The 17,668-nt window shown below is 66.2% G+C and carries 17 protein-coding genes; 13 read left to right on the top strand and 4 right to left on the bottom strand.

Translation table 11 applies throughout. The annotated features are described in order from the left end of the window. Positions 1–76: 76 nt before the first annotated feature. The 3 genes from DQG17_RS07470 to DQG17_RS07460 all read left to right on the top strand — a co-directional run bounded on the left by DQG17_RS07470 (position 77) and on the right by DQG17_RS07460 (position 2,562). On the top strand, positions 77–850 hold the full coding sequence (locus DQG17_RS07470; protein WP_116132080.1) for a VPLPA-CTERM sorting domain-containing protein: 774 nt from the start codon (positions 77–79) through the stop codon (positions 848–850). A 131-nt stretch (positions 851–981) separates the two neighbouring features. Beyond that, positions 982–1,758: a gamma-glutamyl-gamma-aminobutyrate hydrolase family protein gene (locus DQG17_RS07465; RefSeq protein ID WP_116132079.1), complete on the top strand. Its 777-nt coding sequence runs from the start codon at positions 982–984 to the stop codon at positions 1,756–1,758. Positions 1,759–1,875: 117 nt separating this feature from the next. Further along, the gene (locus tag DQG17_RS07460) at positions 1,876–2,562 is read left to right on the top strand and encodes a D-lyxose/D-mannose family sugar isomerase (RefSeq protein WP_116132078.1); all 687 of its coding nucleotides are present in this window, start codon (positions 1,876–1,878) and stop codon (positions 2,560–2,562) included. 255 nt (positions 2,563–2,817) lie between these two features. On the opposite strand, the gene kynU is transcribed toward DQG17_RS07460, so the two are convergent. Continuing rightward, entirely contained in the window at positions 2,818–4,011 is a 1,194-nt protein-coding gene (gene kynU, locus DQG17_RS07455; protein ID WP_116132077.1) for a kynureninase, read from the bottom strand. A gap of 133 nt (positions 4,012–4,144) precedes the next feature. Between kynU and DQG17_RS07450 the strand changes: the two genes are divergently transcribed. Then, the gene (locus DQG17_RS07450; protein ID WP_116132076.1) at positions 4,145–5,098 is read left to right on the top strand and encodes an MBL fold metallo-hydrolase; all 954 of its coding nucleotides are present in this window, start codon (positions 4,145–4,147) and stop codon (positions 5,096–5,098) included. 128 nt (positions 5,099–5,226) lie between these two features. On the opposite strand, the gene DQG17_RS07445 is transcribed toward DQG17_RS07450, so the two are convergent. Next, positions 5,227–5,646 (bottom strand): hypothetical protein, encoded by a 420-nt coding sequence (locus DQG17_RS07445; protein ID WP_157973550.1) that lies wholly within the window; start codon positions 5,644–5,646, stop codon positions 5,227–5,229. Positions 5,647–5,732: 86 nt separating this feature from the next. After that, entirely contained in the window at positions 5,733–5,906 is a 174-nt protein-coding gene (locus DQG17_RS07440) for a DUF1328 domain-containing protein (RefSeq protein ID WP_116132074.1), read from the bottom strand. Positions 5,907–6,365: 459 nt separating this feature from the next. Between DQG17_RS07440 and DQG17_RS07435 the strand changes: the two genes are divergently transcribed. The 6 genes from DQG17_RS07435 to DQG17_RS07410 all read left to right on the top strand — a co-directional run bounded on the left by DQG17_RS07435 (position 6,366) and on the right by DQG17_RS07410 (position 13,337). Further along, complete coding sequence (locus DQG17_RS07435; RefSeq protein WP_232829354.1) at positions 6,366–6,830, top strand: isoprenylcysteine carboxylmethyltransferase family protein; 465 nt, start codon at positions 6,366–6,368, stop codon at positions 6,828–6,830. Between the two features lie 141 nt (positions 6,831–6,971). Beyond that, positions 6,972–8,543 (top strand): Re/Si-specific NAD(P)(+) transhydrogenase subunit alpha, encoded by a 1,572-nt coding sequence (locus DQG17_RS07430; protein ID WP_116132073.1) that lies wholly within the window; start codon positions 6,972–6,974, stop codon positions 8,541–8,543. Positions 8,544–8,558: 15 nt separating this feature from the next. Beyond that, complete coding sequence (locus tag DQG17_RS07425) at positions 8,559–9,992, top strand: NAD(P)(+) transhydrogenase (Re/Si-specific) subunit beta (RefSeq protein ID WP_116132072.1); 1,434 nt, start codon at positions 8,559–8,561, stop codon at positions 9,990–9,992. Between the two features lie 243 nt (positions 9,993–10,235). Beyond that, positions 10,236–11,408: a type III PLP-dependent enzyme gene (locus tag DQG17_RS07420; protein ID WP_116132071.1), complete on the top strand. Its 1,173-nt coding sequence runs from the start codon at positions 10,236–10,238 to the stop codon at positions 11,406–11,408. A gap of 129 nt (positions 11,409–11,537) precedes the next feature. Continuing rightward, the gene (locus DQG17_RS07415; protein ID WP_116132070.1) at positions 11,538–12,839 is read left to right on the top strand and encodes a DUF3422 family protein; all 1,302 of its coding nucleotides are present in this window, start codon (positions 11,538–11,540) and stop codon (positions 12,837–12,839) included. Positions 12,840–12,941: 102 nt separating this feature from the next. Then, on the top strand, positions 12,942–13,337 hold the full coding sequence (locus tag DQG17_RS07410) for a VOC family protein (RefSeq protein WP_116132069.1): 396 nt from the start codon (positions 12,942–12,944) through the stop codon (positions 13,335–13,337). A gap of 50 nt (positions 13,338–13,387) precedes the next feature. On the opposite strand, the gene DQG17_RS07405 is transcribed toward DQG17_RS07410, so the two are convergent. Further along, a complete protein-coding gene (locus DQG17_RS07405) occupies positions 13,388–14,023 on the bottom strand; it encodes a helix-turn-helix domain-containing protein (RefSeq protein WP_116132068.1) in 636 nt (211 codons plus the stop codon). 35 nt (positions 14,024–14,058) lie between these two features. On the opposite strand from DQG17_RS07405, the gene DQG17_RS07400 reads away from it, so the two are divergent. The 3 genes from DQG17_RS07400 (at position 14,059) to DQG17_RS07390 (ending at position 17,604) form a co-directional block, all read left to right on the top strand. Next, positions 14,059–15,618, top strand: coding sequence for an AMP-binding protein (locus DQG17_RS07400; RefSeq protein ID WP_369907995.1), 1,560 nt, complete (start codon positions 14,059–14,061; stop codon positions 15,616–15,618). 112 nt (positions 15,619–15,730) lie between these two features. Then, positions 15,731–16,375, top strand: a complete 645-nt coding sequence (locus DQG17_RS07395; RefSeq protein ID WP_116132066.1) for a DsbA family oxidoreductase — start codon at positions 15,731–15,733, stop codon at positions 16,373–16,375. After that, entirely contained in the window at positions 16,372–17,604 is a 1,233-nt protein-coding gene (locus tag DQG17_RS07390; RefSeq protein ID WP_116132065.1) for an MFS transporter, read from the top strand. Before DQG17_RS07395 ends, DQG17_RS07390 begins: the two co-directional genes overlap by 4 nt. Positions 17,605–17,668 lie beyond the last annotated feature (64 nt).

The following is a 17,668-nucleotide window of genomic DNA, read 5'->3' as shown; positions in this document are numbered from 1 at the left end:
CGCGAATGGGGGAAAACGCTCCGGTGCGCGGGTCGTGTCGATCCGCGGTGTCTGTAACCAGTATCGGGGTTCCTCCATGTCTCGTTTCCTACTTCCGGCAGCCCTCGGGCTGCTGGCCCTCTCGACGTCGGCCCATGCGACCACCATCGGCAGCCTCGACACCTCGCGCGTCCATATCGGCTTTGCGCTGACCGGGTCGAAATACGAGGATGTCCTCGCAGCCCTTCTTGACGCCGGAAACGAGGCCGCGGCACCCACAAGGGTCGTTACCTCGGACTATCTGGCGGCGGTCGACGTCTTTGTCACCGGGTTGCCGGCGATCCTCGGCACGACCGCGGGTTACGCCGCCGCAGCCGAGATAACGGCCCTGCAGGCCTGGGTGCAACAGGGCGGTGTGCTGGTGCTCGGCGGTGACAACCAGAACTTCACGGCGGCTGCCAACAGCTGGATGACGCCCTTCGGACTGACCCTGGTAGAGGCGTCGCTGTCGGGCGGGATCTGGGGCAGCGGTCCCGATGCGCTGCTGGCGGGCGAGGTCGCGGGGGCGGACCTGGGCTTTGGCTCGGGCGGCTATTTTGCCCCGGGCGACTACGACGTCCTCGCCACAATCGGCGAAAACGCAGCTGTCGTTCAGCGGCAATACGGTCGGGGTCTGGTGATCGGCCTTGGCGACGGAAACTTCTTTGACGATCCGGCCTCGACTGTCGCGGAGAGCTTTTTCGTCAACATCGCGAGCGTTTCCCGGGCGATGAATTTGGCAGCTACGCCGCTGCCAGCAAGCCTCCCTCTGCTGGCGGGAGGGGTCGGGGCATTGCTTGCCCTGCGCCGCCGCCGGCAAGTCTGCCCATGATGCAGGCGTCGGGCCTCGGCGTCGCTGCCGGCTCGTGCCGCAGCCGCGCCGAGGCACGTCTGACGCATCCTTGCCATTGAGTGACGCGGCCGCGCCACGTAGGTTGGAAGGGAAAGGTTCCGGAGAGCAGAATGACCCGTCCCGTCGTCGGAATAATCAGCAACTTTCATTTGCTGAACGACACTTATCCCGCCCATTCCGGCGGCACCATGACCTCCGAGGCCGTGGCCGAGGTCTCACACGCGCTGCCGTTGCTGATCCCGGCGGATCCGCGCTACGTTTCGGTGCCCGAACTGCTCGAGGTCTGCGACGGGTTCCTGCTGACAGGCGGCCGGCCAAACGTTCATCCCGACGAATATGGCGAGGAAGCGACCGAGGCGCATGGCGTCTTCGACCGGGCCCGCGACGCGATTGCGCTGCCGCTGGTGCGGGCGCTTGTCGAACGCGGCCAGCCGTTCCTGGGGATTTGCCGGGGATTCCAGGAGGTCAATGTGGCCATGGGCGGATCGCTCTATCCCGAGATCCGCGACCTGCCCGGACGCATGAACCACCGGATGCCCCCAGAGGGCACGCTTGAGGAAAAATTCGCGCTGCGCCACAAGGTCGAGTTCACCGAGGGCAGCCCGTTCCACAAGCTGTATGGCACCCGCGAGGTGATGACGAACACCCTGCACGGCCAGGGCATCAAGCAGCCCGGCAAGCGGATCGTCATCGACGGCCACGCGCCCGACGGCACGCCCGAGGCGATCCATGTCGATGGCGCCGCGGGCTTCACCCTGTCGGTGCAGTGGCATCCTGAATTCCGCGCGGCGCGCGATCCGGTGTCGCGCCCGCTGTTCGAGGCGTTCGGCGCGGCACTCGCCGACTGGGCAGCGCGGCGCCGCGCCCCCGCAAGGCGCAGCGCCTGAGCCGGCATCGCCGGGGCGTGGACCCCGGCGCCGTTCGGCGCTAGACCGGATCCGCAGCACCCGGCAGATGCCCGGGACGGGCAGGTTCGCCCGCTGCCCGAGCTTGAGGGGGAGCCCATGAAACGATCACGCATCAACGAGATCATGGCCGCGGCCGACGAGATGATCCGGCACTATGGCTTCGTCCTGCCGCCGTTTGCCTATCTGTCGCCCGAGGAGTTTCGCGCCAGCGGCGAGGCGACCCGGCGGATCGTCACATCGCGCATGGGCTGGGATATCACCGACTACGGGCAGGGCGACTTTGATCGGCTGGGCCTGTTCCTGTTCACCCTGCGCAACGGCGAACTGGCGGATCTCAAGCGGGGCGGCGGCATGTGCTATGCCGAGAAACTGCTGATCTCGCGCCAGGACCAGATCAGCCCGATGCATCGCCATATCATCAAGGCCGAGGACATCATCAACCGCGGTGGTGCGACGCTGGCGGTCGAGCTGTTCGGCTCGGACCCCGAGGGCAACTTTGACGAGGCCGCCGGCGGTGCTGTCCGCTGCGACGGGATCGTGCGCAACTTCGCCCCGGGCGATGTGTTGATGCTGGCGCCCGGCGAAAGCGTGACGCTGATGCCCGGCGACTGGCACGCGTTCTGGGGCGAGGGCGGCGATGTGCTGATCGGCGAGGTCTCGACCGTCAACGACGATCTGACCGACAATGTGTTCCGCGAGCCGATCGGCCGATTCGCGAAGATCGAGGAAGATGTCGCGCCGACGCATCTGCTGGTCAGCGACTACGACACCTGGCTCGACTGAACGGGCAGGGCGGCGCTCCCGCCCGGTGACGCCCGCATCGAAGATGCGGCGCCTCCCATTGGGCCGGGCGTTTCGGAGATCCAGGCGAGGCCCGCCCTCAGCCGCGGCGGCAGCCAGTCCGCGACCGTCTCGCTCGGGGCCCGGGCATGCGCTTGCTCGGCGGTTAATGGGGCGCGGTGCCGTTGCGCACGGCTTCGACATGGACCGAAAAGCAGGCCGGGGCGTCCGCCGCGCCGCCCTGCCGGATCGGCGGGATCATGTGACCTCTGCCCGCGCCTTGAACTCCGGCCGGTCCCACAGCCCTTCGGCCATGACCTCGGCCAGGATCGCCACCGCGGCATCGATCTCGGCCTCGCCGATATAGAGCGGCGCGATTCCAAATCGCAGCACGTCGGGTGCCCGGAAATCCCCGATCACGCCGCGGGAAATCAGCGCCTGCATCACGGCATAGCCCTCGGCGTGGCGGAACGAGATCTGGCTGCCGCGCGCCTCTGGATCGCGCGGCGAGCCGAGTTCCAGCATCGGGCAAGCGGCCTCGACCCCGGCGAGGAAGCGTTCGGAGAGTGCCATCGACCGCGCCCGCACCTCGGCGATATCGACGTTCTCCCAGACATCGAGCGCGGCGTCGAGCCCGGCGAGTTGCAGCACCGCGGGCGTGCCGACGCGCAATCGCTGCACGCCCGCGGCCGGCCGGTAGGCGGGATCGAAGGCGAAGGGCGCCTCGTGCCCTTGCCAGCCCTGCAGCACTGTGTCGGCCAGATCCGCATGGCGCGGCGCGACATAGACGAAGGCCGGCGCGCCCGGCCCGGCGTTGATATACTTATAGGTGCAGCCGGCCGCGAAATCGACGTCGCATCCGGTCAGGTCCACCGGCAACGCGCCAAAGGAATGGGCCAGATCCCACAACGCCAAGGCACCGGCCGCGTGCGCCTGTGCCGTCAGGGCCGCCATGTCATGGCGCCGGCCTGTGCGATAGTCGACCTCGGTCAGCATCATCACCGCCACGTCGTCGCCGAGCCGATCCGCGACCGCCTCGGGCGCCACGGTCACCAGCCGGTATCCGCGCCCCAGCATTCGTGCCAGCCCTTCGGCGATATAGAGGTCGGAGGGAAAATTCCCGGTGTCCGACAGGATCACACGCCGTTCGGGGCGCAACGCCAGCGCCGCGGCCAGCGCCTGATAGACCTTGATCGACAGCGTGTCGCCGACTGCCACATGCCCGGGCTCGGCGCCGATCATGGCGGCGATCCGGTCGCCCAGTGCCTCGGGCAGACGGTGCCAGCCGGCCGTGTTCCAGCCGCCGATCAGCAGCTCCTGCCACTCGGGCTGCATCACCCGCGCGACCCGTGCGGGCGTCGCCTTTGGCAGCGGTCCCAAGGAGTTGCCGTCGAGATAGATTACCCCGTCCGGCAGATGAAACTGCTGCCTCGTCCAGTTGAAATCGGTCATCGCACGCCTCCCTTGGTGCTGTCCGCCTCTTGCCAGACTCCCGGCGCAATGGCCAGAACCATGGCGCCGACCTGCCGTGCGGGCTGGTGTTTTGCATTCGTATCGTGGAATGTGATGGCCGGGAGGAAAGACCATGATCCAGAGACTGACGCTCGCCCTCGGCCTGTCGGCATTCGCCCTTGCGGCGCAATCGAGCGAGGACATCCCCGACCAGTATCCGCAAAGCCCGCTGTATTCGAAACCCTACGAGGTCATCCCCGGCGTCTGGACCGCGACCGGCGCAACCGCGCCGCCCACCTACGAGAATTCGGGCCACAACAACAACCTCAGCTTCATCGTCACCTCGGACGGGGTGGTGGTGATCAACGGTGGTGCGGCCGCGATCCTGGCCGAGGCGCTGCATGACGAGATCCGGCAAGTCACCGACCAGCCGGTAAAGCTGGTGATCGACGAAAACGGGCAGGGCCACGCGGTGCTGGGAAATTCCTATTGGGCGGCGCAGGGCGTGCCGATCCTTGCCCATGCCGAGGCTGCCGAAGCGGTCGAGCGCGACGGCTTCCGCCTGCTCGAGGCAATGCGCGGCTATAACCGCGACAAGGCCGAGGGGACCGAGGTTCAACTGCCGACGATCACCTTCGAGGACAGCTATGACGCGTCGATGGGCGACACCCGGATCGAGGTCTTGCACCTCGGCCCTGCCCACAGCCCCGGCGACATCCAGGTCTGGCTACCCGATCAAGGGCTGGTGATCGCGGGCGACATGGCATTTCACGAACGGATGCTGCCGATCTTTGCCGATACCGACACCGCCGCCTGGATCGAGACATGGGAGACGGCGTTCGAGCCGCTCGGCGCCACCTATGTCATCCCGGGCCATGGCCATCCGACCAACATGGATCAGGTACGCCGCTATACCCACGACTATCTCGTCTATCTGCGTGCAAAGATCGGCGCGCACATCGACGAGGGCGGCGACCTGGCCGGCGCCTATTACATCGACCAGTCCCCCTATCAGCACCTCGACACGTTCGAGGAACTGGCGACCAAGAATGCCGGTCTGGTCTATGAGCAGATGGAGTTCGAATGACCCCTCTCTGGCCGCCAGCGCTGGATTAAAAAAAGCAGGACTTGTCGAGGCGGATCGTCTGGCATGATGGCGCGGGGCGGGCCTGCGCGCTCCCCTGAAGTCTTGGCAGCACGCCCGCGGTGACAAGGTCAGTCGATCGTCACGACCAGCGAGAAATGCGCGGTCTTTCCGGCGTCCTTGTCATTGCCCATCTGATAGACCGTGATGGTATAATTTCCGCTCGTCGGCAATTTCACCTCGGCATAGCGCGGGTCGTCCGCCATCGAGCCGGTATAGATCGACATGCCGCCCCCCGGTGGGGTGATGTTGAAATAGACCGTGCCGTCGCCATCGGTGCTGTCGACGGCGAGCGTGACGCCCATTTTCTGGCCCGCCTTGGCGCCCAGCGTATATTCGACATCGTCGTTGCCGGTGACCTTACCGGTGACGGCCCCGTGGTCGGTGCCTTTCTCGAAATGGATCGCCGAGGCGGCCTCGGCCATCGGAACAGCCAGCGGCGCCGCCGCGGTCATGGCGGCAATCGCCAGTATCGAGAGCATAGGTTTCATTCAGGTCCTCCTGCAAACGGGGCCCGACACCATGCCGGGCCCGAGAATCCCTGTCATTTCTGGTGCCCACGGACGAGGCTGCGTCCTCAGACTGCGGCGCCACCGCCCAGCAGGTGCATGATCAGCGAGCCGATGAACAGCACGAGGAAGACGAAAAACAGGATACGCGCGATCCCGGCCGAGGTCGTGGCGACGCCGCCGAAACCCAGGACGCCGGCAATCAGGGCGATGACGAGAAAGATGATGATCCAGGTGAGCATGTCTAAATCCTTGGGATTGCGATTGAAGAACCGTTTGGTGCGGGATCAATGCGCAGGACGCGCGTTTGTTCCATTCGCCTCGATGCGCCCCCTGCCGCTGCTGGCCTGCCGTTGTGGGCCTGCCGTTTCGGGCCGCCCCGGCGAAACCGCCGGTCGAACCCTGCGCCCCCGTCGCCGGGCCGGGCCTCCTTGCGGTCGATATCATCCCCGCTTGCCCTCGATGACAGCGTGACGGGAAGAGTATCATCGCGGGAATCCGCCGATATCCAGAAAGCGAAGATCCGGCAGGGAATGGCAGGGCGCCGCCCGGCGCGGCGACGCCGTCGCGCTTTGCACGCCAGCCATGCCGCCGCCGCCGCGGGCGCTGAGCGGCCCGCCAGCATTGACAGTGCGGGCCGCGGAGGACACTCTCCGGCCCGATTTCCGCGGCCCCGCAGTCGCGCTGGAACAGGAGGAGCCATGTCCCGATCCGACATCCTGAAATGGCTGGACGTACCGCCAGCCTGGCTGATGCTGTTCCTTGTGCTGGCCCGGATCCAGGCGGTGCGCCTGCCGGTTGCGCCGCTCGACCATCCGCTGATCGGGTTTCTGGCCGGATTGCTTGTCGGCGGCGGCGTGCTGCTGACACTGGTCGCGGTGATCCAGATGCGGCAGAATCACACGACCTTCGTGCCCCATCGCCATGCGCGGCAATTGGTGACGAACGGAGTCTTCGCGCGCAGCCGCAATCCGATCTATCTTGGCGATGCGATGGTGCTGACCGGACTGATCGTTTACTGGAACGCCTGGCCCAGTCTGGTGCTGGTGCCGCTGTTCCTGTGGGTGATCACCGACCGTTTCGTCCTGCAGGAGGAAGCCTGGCTTGCCGAGGATTTCGGCCCGGGTTTCGAGGACTGGTCGGCCCGGGTTCGGCGATGGCTGTGACCGGCCGTCGCTGATTTTGCTGCGATGCGACCTCTGGGGGCTGGCCCCTGCCAGCGACAGATGCGATGAAACGTGGGATTCAGTTGTTATCGGTGGCGCCCCGGCGACCACCGGTCTGAAAAGAAAAGAGGGACGGAGCACGTGAAGATAGGATCACCGAAGGAAGTGTTTCCTGGCGAAGCACGGGTAGCGATGACGCCGGATTCGGCGCGGGCCTTGCAGAAACTGGGATATGACTGTGCCATCGAATCCGGGGCAGGGCTGGGTGCGGGATTTTCCGACGCGACCTATGCCGACGCCGGGGTCGAGGTGATCGACGGCGCCGAGGCGCTGTTCGGGGCGGTCGACGTCGTGGCCAAGGTGCGGCCGCCGACAGAGGCCGAGGTCGCGCTGCTGCGCAGCGGCCAGACCCTCATCAGCTTCTTCTATCCGGTCTCGAACGAGGCGCTGATGGAGGCTGCCCGCGACAAGGGCGCCAATGTCATCGCCATGGACATGGTTCCACGTATCAGCCGCGCCCAGAAGATGGATGCGCTGTCCTCGATGGCCAATATCGCGGGCTACCGCGCGGTGATCGAGGCCGGCAACAACTTTGGCCGGTTCTTCACCGGGCAGGTGACGGCGGCCGGCAAGGTGCCGCCCGCCAAGGTGCTGATCGTCGGCGCGGGCGTTGCAGGGCTTGCCGCCATCGGCACCTCGACCTCGCTTGGCGCAATCACCTATGCCTTCGACGTCCGCCCCGAAGTGGCCGAGCAGATCGAATCCATGGGCGCCGAGTTCGTGTTCCTCGAATTCGAAGAGGCGCAGGACGGCGCGGCGACGGGGGGCTATGCCGCGCCCTCGAGCCCCGAGTTCCGCGAGGCCCAGTTGGCCAAGTTCCGCGAACTTGCGCCCGAGATGGACATCGTCATCACCACGGCCCTGATCCCGAACCGGCCGGCGCCGGTTCTGTGGACCAAGGATATGGTCGAGGCGATGAAGCCCGGCTCGGTCATCGTCGATCTGGCCGCCGAACGCGGCGGCAACTGCGAGCTGACGGTGCCGGACGAAAAGATCGTCACCGACAATGGCGTGACCATCGTCGGCTATACCGACTTCCCCAGCCGGATGGCGGCGCAAAGCTCGACGCTCTATTCCACCAACATCCGTCACATGATGACCGATCTGACGCCCGGCAAGGACGGGCAGGTCGTGCACAACATGGAAGACGATGTGATCCGGGGCGCGACCGTCACCTTTGACGGGGATATCACCTTCCCGCCGCCACCGCCGAAGATAAAGGCGATCGCGGCGCAGAAGCCGAAGGAAAAGCCCAAGGAACTGACCCCGGCAGAGCGCCGGGCCGAGGAAGTTGCGGCCTTCAAGGCACAGACCCGCCAGCAGGTCACCCTGCTTGCGGTCGGGGCGCTTGTTCTGCTGGCCATCGGGCTGGTGGCGCCGGCCTCGTTCATGCAGCACTTCATCGTCTTCGTGTTGTCGATCTTTATTGGCTTCCAGGTGATCTGGAATGTGTCGCATTCGCTTCACACGCCGCTCATGGCGGTAACGAACGCGATTTCCTCGATCATCATTCTGGGCGCGCTTATGCAGATCGGCTCGGGCTCGTTCCTGGTGATCCTTCTTGCCGCGCTCTCGATCTTCATGGCCGGGATCAACATCTTCGGCGGCTTCCTCGTGACACGGCGCATGCTCGCCATGTTCCAGAAATCGTAACCGGGGGTAGGGACTATGGACTTCGGATTCACAACGGCGGCCTATGTGGTCGCGGCTGTCCTCTTCATCCTCAGCCTCGGGGGTCTTTCGGGTCAGGAAAGCGCCAAGCGCGCGGTCTGGTACGGCATCGTCGGCATGGCGCTGGCGGTCTTCGCCACGCTGATCGGGCCGGGTTCCGGCCTCTGGCTGCTGTCGCTCATCCTGGTTGCGGCTGGCGGGGTCATCGGCTTCATCGTCGCCAAGCGGGTGCAGATGACCGAGATGCCGCAGCTTGTGGCGGCCATGCATTCGCTGGTCGGTCTGGCGGCGGTCTTCGTCGGCTATAACGCGCATATCGAACTCGGTCGTGTGCTGGCCATGGACGAGACGGCGCGTCATGCGCTGGAAGGCTTTGGCGCGGTGCTGGCCCACAAGACCCCGGTCGAGCAGTCGATCCTTCGGGTCGAGCTGTTCCTCGGCGTTTTCATCGGGGCCGTTACCTTCACCGGCTCGATCGTCGCCTTCGGCAAGCTTGCCGGCAAGCTGAACTCGAAAGCCACCAAACTGCCGGGCGGGCACCTGTTGAACGCCGCTGCGGCGGCGCTGTCGCTGATCCTGCTGCTGGTCTATCTCAACAGCGGCGGCGCCTGGGCGCTGGTCCTGATGACGTTGCTTGCGTTCTTCATCGGCTATCACCTGATCATGGGCATCGGCGGCGCCGACATGCCGGTGGTTGTGTCGATGCTGAACAGCTATTCCGGCTGGGCGGCGGCGGCCATCGGCTTCAGCCTCGGCAACGATCTGCTGATCGTCGTCGGTGCGCTGGTGGGCTCTTCGGGGGCCATCCTGTCCTACATCATGTGCAAGGCCATGAACCGGTCGTTCATCTCGGTCATCCTCGGCGGCTTCGGCAATACCACGGGTCCCGCGATGGCGGTCGAGGGCGAGCAGATCGCCATCGACGCCGATGGTGTGGCGGCAGCGCTCGACGATGCCGACAGCATCGTCATCGTGCCGGGCTATGGCATGGCGGTCGCGCAGGCTCAGCAGAACGTGGCAGAGCTGACCCGGCGACTGCGCGCCAAGGGCAAGACGGTGCGCTTTGGCATCCACCCGGTGGCGGGGCGTCTGCCCGGGCACATGAACGTGCTGCTGGCCGAGGCCAAGGTGCCCTATGACATCGTGCTCGAGATGGACGAGATCAACGACGACTTCCCCGCGACCGACGTTGTCATCATCATCGGCTCGAATGACATCGTGAACCCGGCCGCGCAGGAAGACCCCAACAGCCCGATTGCCGGCATGCCGGTGCTCGAGGTCTGGAAGGCCAAGCAGGTGTTCGTCTCGAAGCGCGGGCAGGGCACCGGCTATTCCGGCATCGAGAATCCGCTGTTCTACAAGGAGAACACGAGGATGTATTTCGGCGATGCCAAGAAGAGCATGGACGAGCTTCTGACCCGGGTAAGCTAACCTGTTGCATCTGCTGCATGAAATCGACCCGCCCGTCACACCCGGGCGGGTCGTTCGTTTTTTCTTCGCCGTCCCGCATTTTGCCTCTTGATCCGAATCCCGTTTGACCGCAAATGCGGTTTCAAGACGCCAACGCACGCGCCTCTGGCCGAACGCATCTCGCGATACGTGTTTACGTAGCGACGGTAACGTCTCCCTTGGAACTGAGCGGCCATACATGGCCGGGTCTATTGGAGATGACCGATGACGATGCTGTTCGGCGAGGCTGTGGCCTCGCTCCCCGTTGCTATTCCCGATCGTCTGGACGCCTTCCTGTCGGTGACTGAATTCGACCGCCCGACGCTGGTGATCGACACCGAGATCGTGGCCGACCGATACATCGCGCTGAAGCGTGGGCTGGGCACTGCCGACATCCACTATGCAGTCAAGGCCAACCCGACCCGCGAGGTGATTGCGCGCCTGATCAACCTCGGCTCGCATTTCGATGCCGCCTCGCGTGGCGAGATCGAGCTGTGCCTGTCGCTCGGTGCCCGCCCGGAGACGATCTCGTTCGGCAACACCGTCAAGCGCGGCTCGGACATCGCCTTTGCGCATCGTGCCGGCATCACGCTGTTTGCCGCCGACGCCGAGGCGGAGCTGGAAAAGATTGCCGTCAATGCGCCGGGGGCACAGGTCTATATCCGCCTGATCGTCGAGACCAGCCAGGCCGACTGGCCGCTGACGCGCAAGTTCGGCTGCGACCGCGACATGGCGCTCGAGCTGCTCGACCGCGCCAGGGCGCTCGGGCTCGATCCGGTCGGTTTCTCGTTCCATGTCGGCTCCCAGACCCGGAAATCGGCGATGTGGGCCGATACGCTGGACGAGATGGCACGGATCTGGCACGCCGCCCGCGACGCGGGGCACGCGCTCAGCCTGCTCAACATCGGCGGCGGGTTCCCGGCGTTCTATGGCGAGGCGGTCGAGGCGCCGACCGACTATGCCGCCGGTGTCATCCGGCAGGTCCATGCGCGTTTTGGCGACGTCGCCCGCATCATGGCCGAGCCGGGCCGCGGCCTTGTTGCCGAGGCGGGCGTGATCGTCTGCGAGGTGATGCTGGTGTCGAGCAAGTCGGCGCGGGACGCCCATCGCTGGGTCTATCTCGACATCGGCCGCTTTTCGGGCCTGGCCGAGACCGAGGGCGAGGCGATCCGCTATCAGTTCGAGACCCCGCACGACGGCTCGCCCGCGGGTCCCTGCGTGCTTGCCGGCCCGTCCTGCGACAGTGCCGACGTGCTGTACGAAAAGCGCCCCGTGTCGCTGCCGCTGACGCTCGCCGTCGGCGACCGGGTGCTGATCCGCAACACCGGCGCCTATACCTCGAGCTATTCCTCGGTCGGTTTCAACGGCTTCCCGCCGCTCGACGTCGTCGCGATCTGAACCGGACAGGCCGGGCTGCACAGGCGGTGCAGCCCGGACCTAATGCCTGATCTTGGCACCATTTCCGGTATGCCAAGGCATGCCCAGAAAACCTTTTACAGTGCTGTTTGCGCTCGGCTATCTGAGGCCATGCTTTCGCCCGCCCCACATCCCGAACTGGCAGATCACCCGAGCCGCGCCGCGCTCGCGGCCGAGCTTCACGCCCGGCCGTTTCCGAAGATTTCTGCGCCGGGGCACGTTCTGTTTCTGGCGCTGAAACAGCCGCAGGACGCCGCGAACCGTCACAAGGGGCGCGATCTGGCGCATCTTCTGGCGCTGCTCGAACGGTTCGGGGCCGAGGCGCCAGAGCCCGGCGCGACCCATTGGATCGGCCCGCTCGGGCCGCACCGGTTGAAGTGGGAATGCCACACCGAGTTCACCACCTACACGCTGTTCATCGACGGGCTCGAGGACACGGCCTTTGATCCTGCCGCCTACGAGATCCTGCCGCAGGACTGGCTGGCCGAAGCGCCGGGGATGCGCATCGCCTCGGCCCTGATCCGGGTGGAGCTGACCGACGCCGAGGCGACGGATGTCCCGCAAAGGATCGCGGACTGGTTCCTGTCGGAAAGCGTTGCCACCTCGCGGGTGCTTGACGGCGGTGCCATCGTTGCCGCCGATTTCCATCCCGACCCGTCGGGGCACAATCATTTCGCGGTGTTCCTGCAGACCGACGTTTCGCAAAGCCGGCTGGGCCGGCTGGTCCAGCGGCTGACCGAGATCGAGATCTACAAGACCATGGCGCTGCTCGGATTGCCGCGGGCGCGCGCGCTTGGCAGCGACATGGCAGCACTCGATCCGCAGTTGACCGCGCTTGTGGGCGACATGACAGGCAATCTGCATCCCGCCGACGAGATGCTGGACGTGCTGCTGGAAATCTCGGCAAAGCTCGAAAACCTGCTTGCGACCTCGACCTTCCGCTTTGGCGCCACCGAAGCCTACGAGGCCATCGTGCATGACCGCATCCGCGCGCTGCGAGAGATCCGGTTCCGCGGCAAGCAGACGCTGGAAGAATTCATGCTGCGCCGGTTCGATCCGGCGATGCGCACGATCCGGTCGACAGAACTGCGGTTGCGGGCCATGGCCGACCGTGCGGCGCGGGCCGGCGAGTTGTTGCGCACCAGGGTCGATGTCGAACGTCAGGAGCAGAACCAGAAGCTGCTGGAAAGCATGGATCGACGGGCCGATCAGGCGCTGAAGTTGCAACACACTGTCGAGGGGTTGTCGGTGGTGGCGATCAGCTATTACGCGCTGAACCTCGCCAGCTATGCGGTCTATCCCCTGCTGGAGCCGCTGGAAATCTCGAAGGGGATGGCGACGGCCGTGCTGCTGCCACTGGTTGTCGGGGCTGTCTTCCTGATGGTCCGCCGCATCCGCAACAGGATGCACTAGACAGGACTGCCCGTCGCGCGGCCCTCGCGCCACAGAAGCGCTCGCGCCGTCACAGGCGATGGGCTAGCGTCCGCGCGAAGTTCCGACATGAAAGGACCCGCCATGGCCAAGGCCATTCACAGCATGATCCGTGTTCTCGACGAGGCACGCTCGGTCGCCTTCTATCGCGCGGCCTTCGATCTCGATGTCGCCGACCGGTTCGACTTCGACAGCTTCACGCTGATCTATCTGCGCAATGCCGAGGCCGATTTCGAACTGGAGCTGACGGTGAACAAGGGCAGGGAGACGCCCTATGACCTTGGCGACGGCTATGGCCATCTCGCGGTCTGCGTCGACGATCTCGAGGCGCTGCATGCAAGGCTCGATGCCGCGGGCTTTGCGCCGCGCAAGATCGTGACCTTCGAACGCGACGGTGGTGTCATGGCGCAGTTCTTCTTTGTCGCCGATCCCGACGGCTATCAGATCGAAGTGTTGAAACGTCTGGGAAGGTATCGCTAGGCACGTGTGGCACCAGCGGCCACCGCCGCTTTCGCCGGATCGTGGCGGCCTCAGGCCAGTGAGGTCACCCACAGGATCGTCGCATCCTCGGGGCTGATCGAGATCACGTTGTGCCCCATGGTCGCGTCGTAATAGGCGCTGTCGCCGCGGCGCATTTCCAGCGGCGCGTAGAACTCGGTGTAAAGCCGGATGATCCCGGTCAGCACCAGCAGGAATTCCTCGCCGTCGTGGCGCACCCAGCCGTCGAATTCCTCCATGCTGCGGGCACGGATATGGGCGCGATAGGGCAGCATCTTCTTCTGGGTCAGCCCGCCCGCCAGCAGTTCGTGTTCATAGGTCGCGGTGGCATGGGCCGCCCCCTCGCCAACGCGGGTCACGCCCATCCGCCCGTTGGCCCCGGCGCGCGCCGGCGGCGTGAACAGCTGCGGGACCGAGATCTTAAGCCCCTCGGCCAGCTTCTTCAGCGCCTCGTAGGTCGGGGACATCTGGCCGTTCTCGATCTTCGACAGCGTCGAACGGGCAAGGCCGGCATGGTTCGCCGCCTGTTCCAGCGTCCATCCCTGGGCCTTGCGCAGTTCGCGCACCCGTTCGCCCAGATCGAGCGGTTCGGTCGCGACAACGGTGCCGGATTCGCGCGCAATGCGGATCAGCGCCTTGGGATCGGTATCGGGCGTTCCATCGGACATGAGGGCGGTTCTAGGGCGCGCAGGGGCAGCGCGCAATGCCGGGGCTTGCCCAAAAGGCGCGGCTTTCGTACCCGGAAGGTATGGATTCGATCTTTTTCGATACGCCGCCCGCCCCGCCCGAACGGTTCAACATGGCAGCCCATGTGCTGGCCCGCGCTGGCGACCGGCCCGACCGGACGGCGCTCGCCATCGTTTCGCCCATGGGGGCTGCGCGCTGGCGCTATGGCGCGCTTGCCCAGGCGGTCGAGGGGATCGCCGCGGGGCTGCTGGCCAGCGGCCTCGGGCCCGGCGACCGGCTGCTGATGCGGCTTGGCAACGAGGTCGAGTTTCCGCTGACCTATCTCGCCGCAATCTGGGCCGGCATCCTGCCGATCCCGGCCTCGGCGGCGCTGAGCGTGCCCGAGATCACCCGGATCGCGGCCGAGACGCGCCCTGCGGCCATTGTCGCGGCCCCCGATGTCTCGCTGCCCGATGGCTATGATGGGTGGGTGATCCCGGCGCTGGCGCTGCGCGAGATGGAAACCACACCGCCGGTCGCACCGGCGATGGGCGACCCGGACCGGCCTGCATACATCATCTATACGTCGGGCACCTCGGGCCAGCCGCGCGGCGTCGTGCACGCCCACCGCGCGGTCTGGGCGCGGCAGATGATGTGGCAGGGCTGGTACGGGCTGACCCCGGACGACCGGCTGCTGCACGCCGGCGCCTTCAACTGGGCCTATACGCTCGGCACCGGGCTGATGGACCCCTGGGCGATTGGCGCCACCGCGCTGATCCCGGCCGAGGGCGTCACGTCCGACCAGATCCCGCTGCTGCTCAAACGCTATGACGCGACGATATTTGCCGCAGCACCAGGGGTTTATCGGCAGATCCTCGAGCGTTGCGAGATGCCGGATCTGCCGCGCCTGCGCCACGGCCTTTCGGCGGGCGAAAAGATGTCGGCCCGGATCCGGGCGGCCTGGCAGGCGGCGACCGGAACCGAGGTTCACGAGGCGCTCGGCATGACGGAATGCTCGACGTATCTTTCGGGCAGCCCGGATCGGCCGGCGCCCTTTGGCAGCATCGGGTTCCCGCAGGCCGGGCGGCGCATCGCGGTGCTTGCGCCCGACGGCGAGGCGGTGCCGCGCGGCACGCCTGGCACGCTCGGCATCCACGCCAGCGACCCCGGGCTGATGCTCGGATATCTCGACGCCCCGGAGGAGACAGCGGAGCGCTATCTCGGCGAGTGGTTCCTGACCGGCGATACGGTGCGGATGGACGAGGATGGTGCGCTGGCCTATCTCGGGCGGGCCGATGACATGATGAATGCCGGCGGCTACCGGGTCTCGCCGCTCGAGGTCGAGGCCGTGCTGAACACCCATCCGGGCATTGCCGAATCGGCCTGTGCCGAGGTCGAGGTCAAGGCCGATACGACGGTGATTGCAGCGTTCTACACCGGCCCCGAACCGTTGCCCGCGGCCGAGCTGGCGGGTTTCGCGGCCGAACGGCTGGCACATTACAAATGCCCGCGGATCTTTGTGCACCTCGCGGCCCTGCCACGGTCGGGCAATGGCAAGATCGACCGGAAATCTCTGCGCCGCCAGCCGCTGACCTGACGGGCGGGAGCGTCCTGCCACAGCCGCCGGAACGGAGGGTGCCGGCATTCCCGCAGGGGCAGTGTGCGCGAATATGCCTTGGCTTCGATTCTCAGGCTGCTAGAGGACTGGCATGATAAAACTCGACGTGCTCTCCGATCCGATCTGCCCCTGGTGCTATATCGGCCTCGCCCATCTTCGGCGGGCGCTGGCCGACCGCCCTGACCATCCCTTCGTGATCGAGTGGCACCCGTTCCAGCTCAACCCCGACATGCCGCCCGAGGGCGCCGACCGGCGCGCCTATCTGGAAGCCAAGTTCGGCGGCAAGGCAGAGGCGGTCGCAGCCTATGCCCGCGTCGCCGAAGCGGCGGAAGAGGCCGGGGTCCCGATCGACTTTGCCGCGGTCTCCCGCACGCCGAACACGCTCGATGCCCATCGCCTGATCCACTGGGCCGGGATCGAGAGCCGCCAGACCGAGGTCGCCACCGCGCTGTTCGAAGCCTATTTCACCCAAGGCCGCGATATTGGCGATCACGACGTGTTGGCGGATATTGCCGATGCCCAGGGCCTCGATGCCGCCGTGATCCGCCGGTTGCTGTCGTCGGATGCCGATGCCGACGACATCCGCGCCCGTGACGCCGCCAGCCGCGAGCGCGGGGTATCCGGCGTTCCGACCTTTGTCATCGCCAACACGCATGTGGTGCCGGGCGCACAGCAACCCGCGCTCTGGATCCGCTTGATCGACGAAATCAACGGCCAGCTGATCGGCCAGCCATGACCGACGCGCCCGTCCTGCCTCCGGCCGGCACCGCCGGTCCACGCCAGCTCGGGCCGGTCGAATTCGTCGCCATGATGGCGATGCTGTTCGCCACCGTCGCGATCTCGATTGACGCGATGCTGCCGGCGCTGCCGCAGATCGCGGCCGAGATCAGCCCCGATGCGCCGAACCGGGCGCAACTGGTCGTCACCAGCTTCGTGCTCGGCATGGGGTTTGGCACCATGTTCACCGGCCCGCTGTCCGATACGCTCGGGCGCAAGCCGGTGGCGATTGGCGGGACGATCCTGTTCATCTTCGGCGCGCTGCTTGCCGCCCAGGCCAATACGCTCGAGACCATGGTGCTGGCGCGGGGGCTGCAGGGCCTTGGCGCCGCCAGCCCGCGGATCGTTGCGGTCGCGATCATTCGCGATCTGCACTCCGGCCGGGCCATGGCACGGCTGATGTCCTTCATCATGATGGCCTTCACCCTCATTCCGGCCCTTGCCCCGTCGCTTGGGGCCGCGGTGATCTACGTGGCCGATTGGCGCGCGATCTTCATGGTCTTCATCGCCTTCGCGGCGGTCTCGGGTCTCTGGCTGCAACTGCGCCAGCCCGAAACGCTCGATCCCGCGCGCCGCCGCCCGTTCCGGGTTTCGCTCCTGGTCGAGGGCACGCGCGAGATCGTCACGAACGGCGTCGTCCTGCGCTCGATGATCGCCCAGTCGCTGTGCTTTGCGATGCTGTTTGCGAACCTGTCGTCGACCCAGCAGGTCTTCGATGTCAGCTTCGGGCGCGCCGACAGCTTTCCGCTGTGGTTCGGGGGCGTGGCGCTGCTGGCCGGCAGCGCGGGCCTTGTCAATGCGCTGCTGGTCGAGCGGGTCGGCATGCGCAAGCTCATCCTGATCGTCCTGTCCGGCGAGGTTGTGCTGTTCGCCGTCTGTCTGGCGCTGATGCTGTCGGGCCTGCTGCCGCCGGCGGGCGAATTCGCGGTCTACGTGATCTGGACCGCGGCGGTCTTCGGCCAGATGGCCCTGACCGTCGGCAACCTCAATGCGCTGGCGATGGAGCCGATGGGCCACCTTGCCGGGCTGACGGCCTCGGTTGTCGGATCGCTTGCCACGGTTGTGGCTGTGGTTCTCGCAGTGCCGATCGGGCTTGCCTTTGACGGGACGCCGGTGCCGCTCATGGCTGCGGTGCTGGTGCTGGCGGTGCTGGCGCTGGTGGTCGTGCTGCCTCTGCGCCGGTCCTAGCGAGGCGGCCGCCCGGTGTCGGCTGTGCGCCTCGCTTCGTGCCTTGTGCCTGCCTGCTGACGGG

The sequence above is a fragment of the Tropicimonas sp. IMCC34043 genome, assembly GCF_003390845.1.
GTDB lineage: Bacteria > Pseudomonadota > Alphaproteobacteria > Rhodobacterales > Rhodobacteraceae > Tropicimonas.
The sequence above is the reverse complement of the archived record's forward strand: the minus strand, read 5'-3'. Positions and strand labels throughout refer to the sequence as shown.

Coding starts and splice junctions, on each gene's coding strand:
- kynU (WP_116132077.1), bottom strand. CDS start 4,011: ATGACCGATTTCAACTGGACGAGGCAGCAGTTTCATCTGCCGGACGGG.
- DQG17_RS07405 (WP_116132068.1), bottom strand. CDS start 14,023: ATGTCCGATGGAACGCCCGATACCGATCCCAAGGCGCTGATCCGCATT.
- DQG17_RS07460 (WP_116132078.1), top strand. CDS start 1,876: ATGAAACGATCACGCATCAACGAGATCATGGCCGCGGCCGACGAGATG.
- DQG17_RS07400 (WP_369907995.1), top strand. CDS start 14,059: ATGCCGGGGCTTGCCCAAAAGGCGCGGCTTTCGTACCCGGAAGGTATG.
- DQG17_RS07395 (WP_116132066.1), top strand. CDS start 15,731: ATGATAAAACTCGACGTGCTCTCCGATCCGATCTGCCCCTGGTGCTAT.
- DQG17_RS07450 (WP_116132076.1), top strand. CDS start 4,145: ATGATCCAGAGACTGACGCTCGCCCTCGGCCTGTCGGCATTCGCCCTT.
- DQG17_RS07415 (WP_116132070.1), top strand. CDS start 11,538: ATGCTTTCGCCCGCCCCACATCCCGAACTGGCAGATCACCCGAGCCGC.
- DQG17_RS07440 (WP_116132074.1), bottom strand. CDS start 5,906: ATGCTCACCTGGATCATCATCTTTCTCGTCATCGCCCTGATTGCCGGC.
- DQG17_RS07445 (WP_157973550.1), bottom strand. CDS start 5,646: ATGAAACCTATGCTCTCGATACTGGCGATTGCCGCCATGACCGCGGCG.
- DQG17_RS07435 (WP_232829354.1), top strand. CDS start 6,366: ATGTCCCGATCCGACATCCTGAAATGGCTGGACGTACCGCCAGCCTGG.
- DQG17_RS07470 (WP_116132080.1), top strand. CDS start 77: ATGTCTCGTTTCCTACTTCCGGCAGCCCTCGGGCTGCTGGCCCTCTCG.
- DQG17_RS07425 (WP_116132072.1), top strand. CDS start 8,559: ATGGACTTCGGATTCACAACGGCGGCCTATGTGGTCGCGGCTGTCCTC.
- DQG17_RS07390 (WP_116132065.1), top strand. CDS start 16,372: ATGACCGACGCGCCCGTCCTGCCTCCGGCCGGCACCGCCGGTCCACGC.
- DQG17_RS07465 (WP_116132079.1), top strand. CDS start 982: ATGACCCGTCCCGTCGTCGGAATAATCAGCAACTTTCATTTGCTGAAC.
- DQG17_RS07420 (WP_116132071.1), top strand. CDS start 10,236: ATGACGATGCTGTTCGGCGAGGCTGTGGCCTCGCTCCCCGTTGCTATT.
- DQG17_RS07410 (WP_116132069.1), top strand. CDS start 12,942: ATGGCCAAGGCCATTCACAGCATGATCCGTGTTCTCGACGAGGCACGC.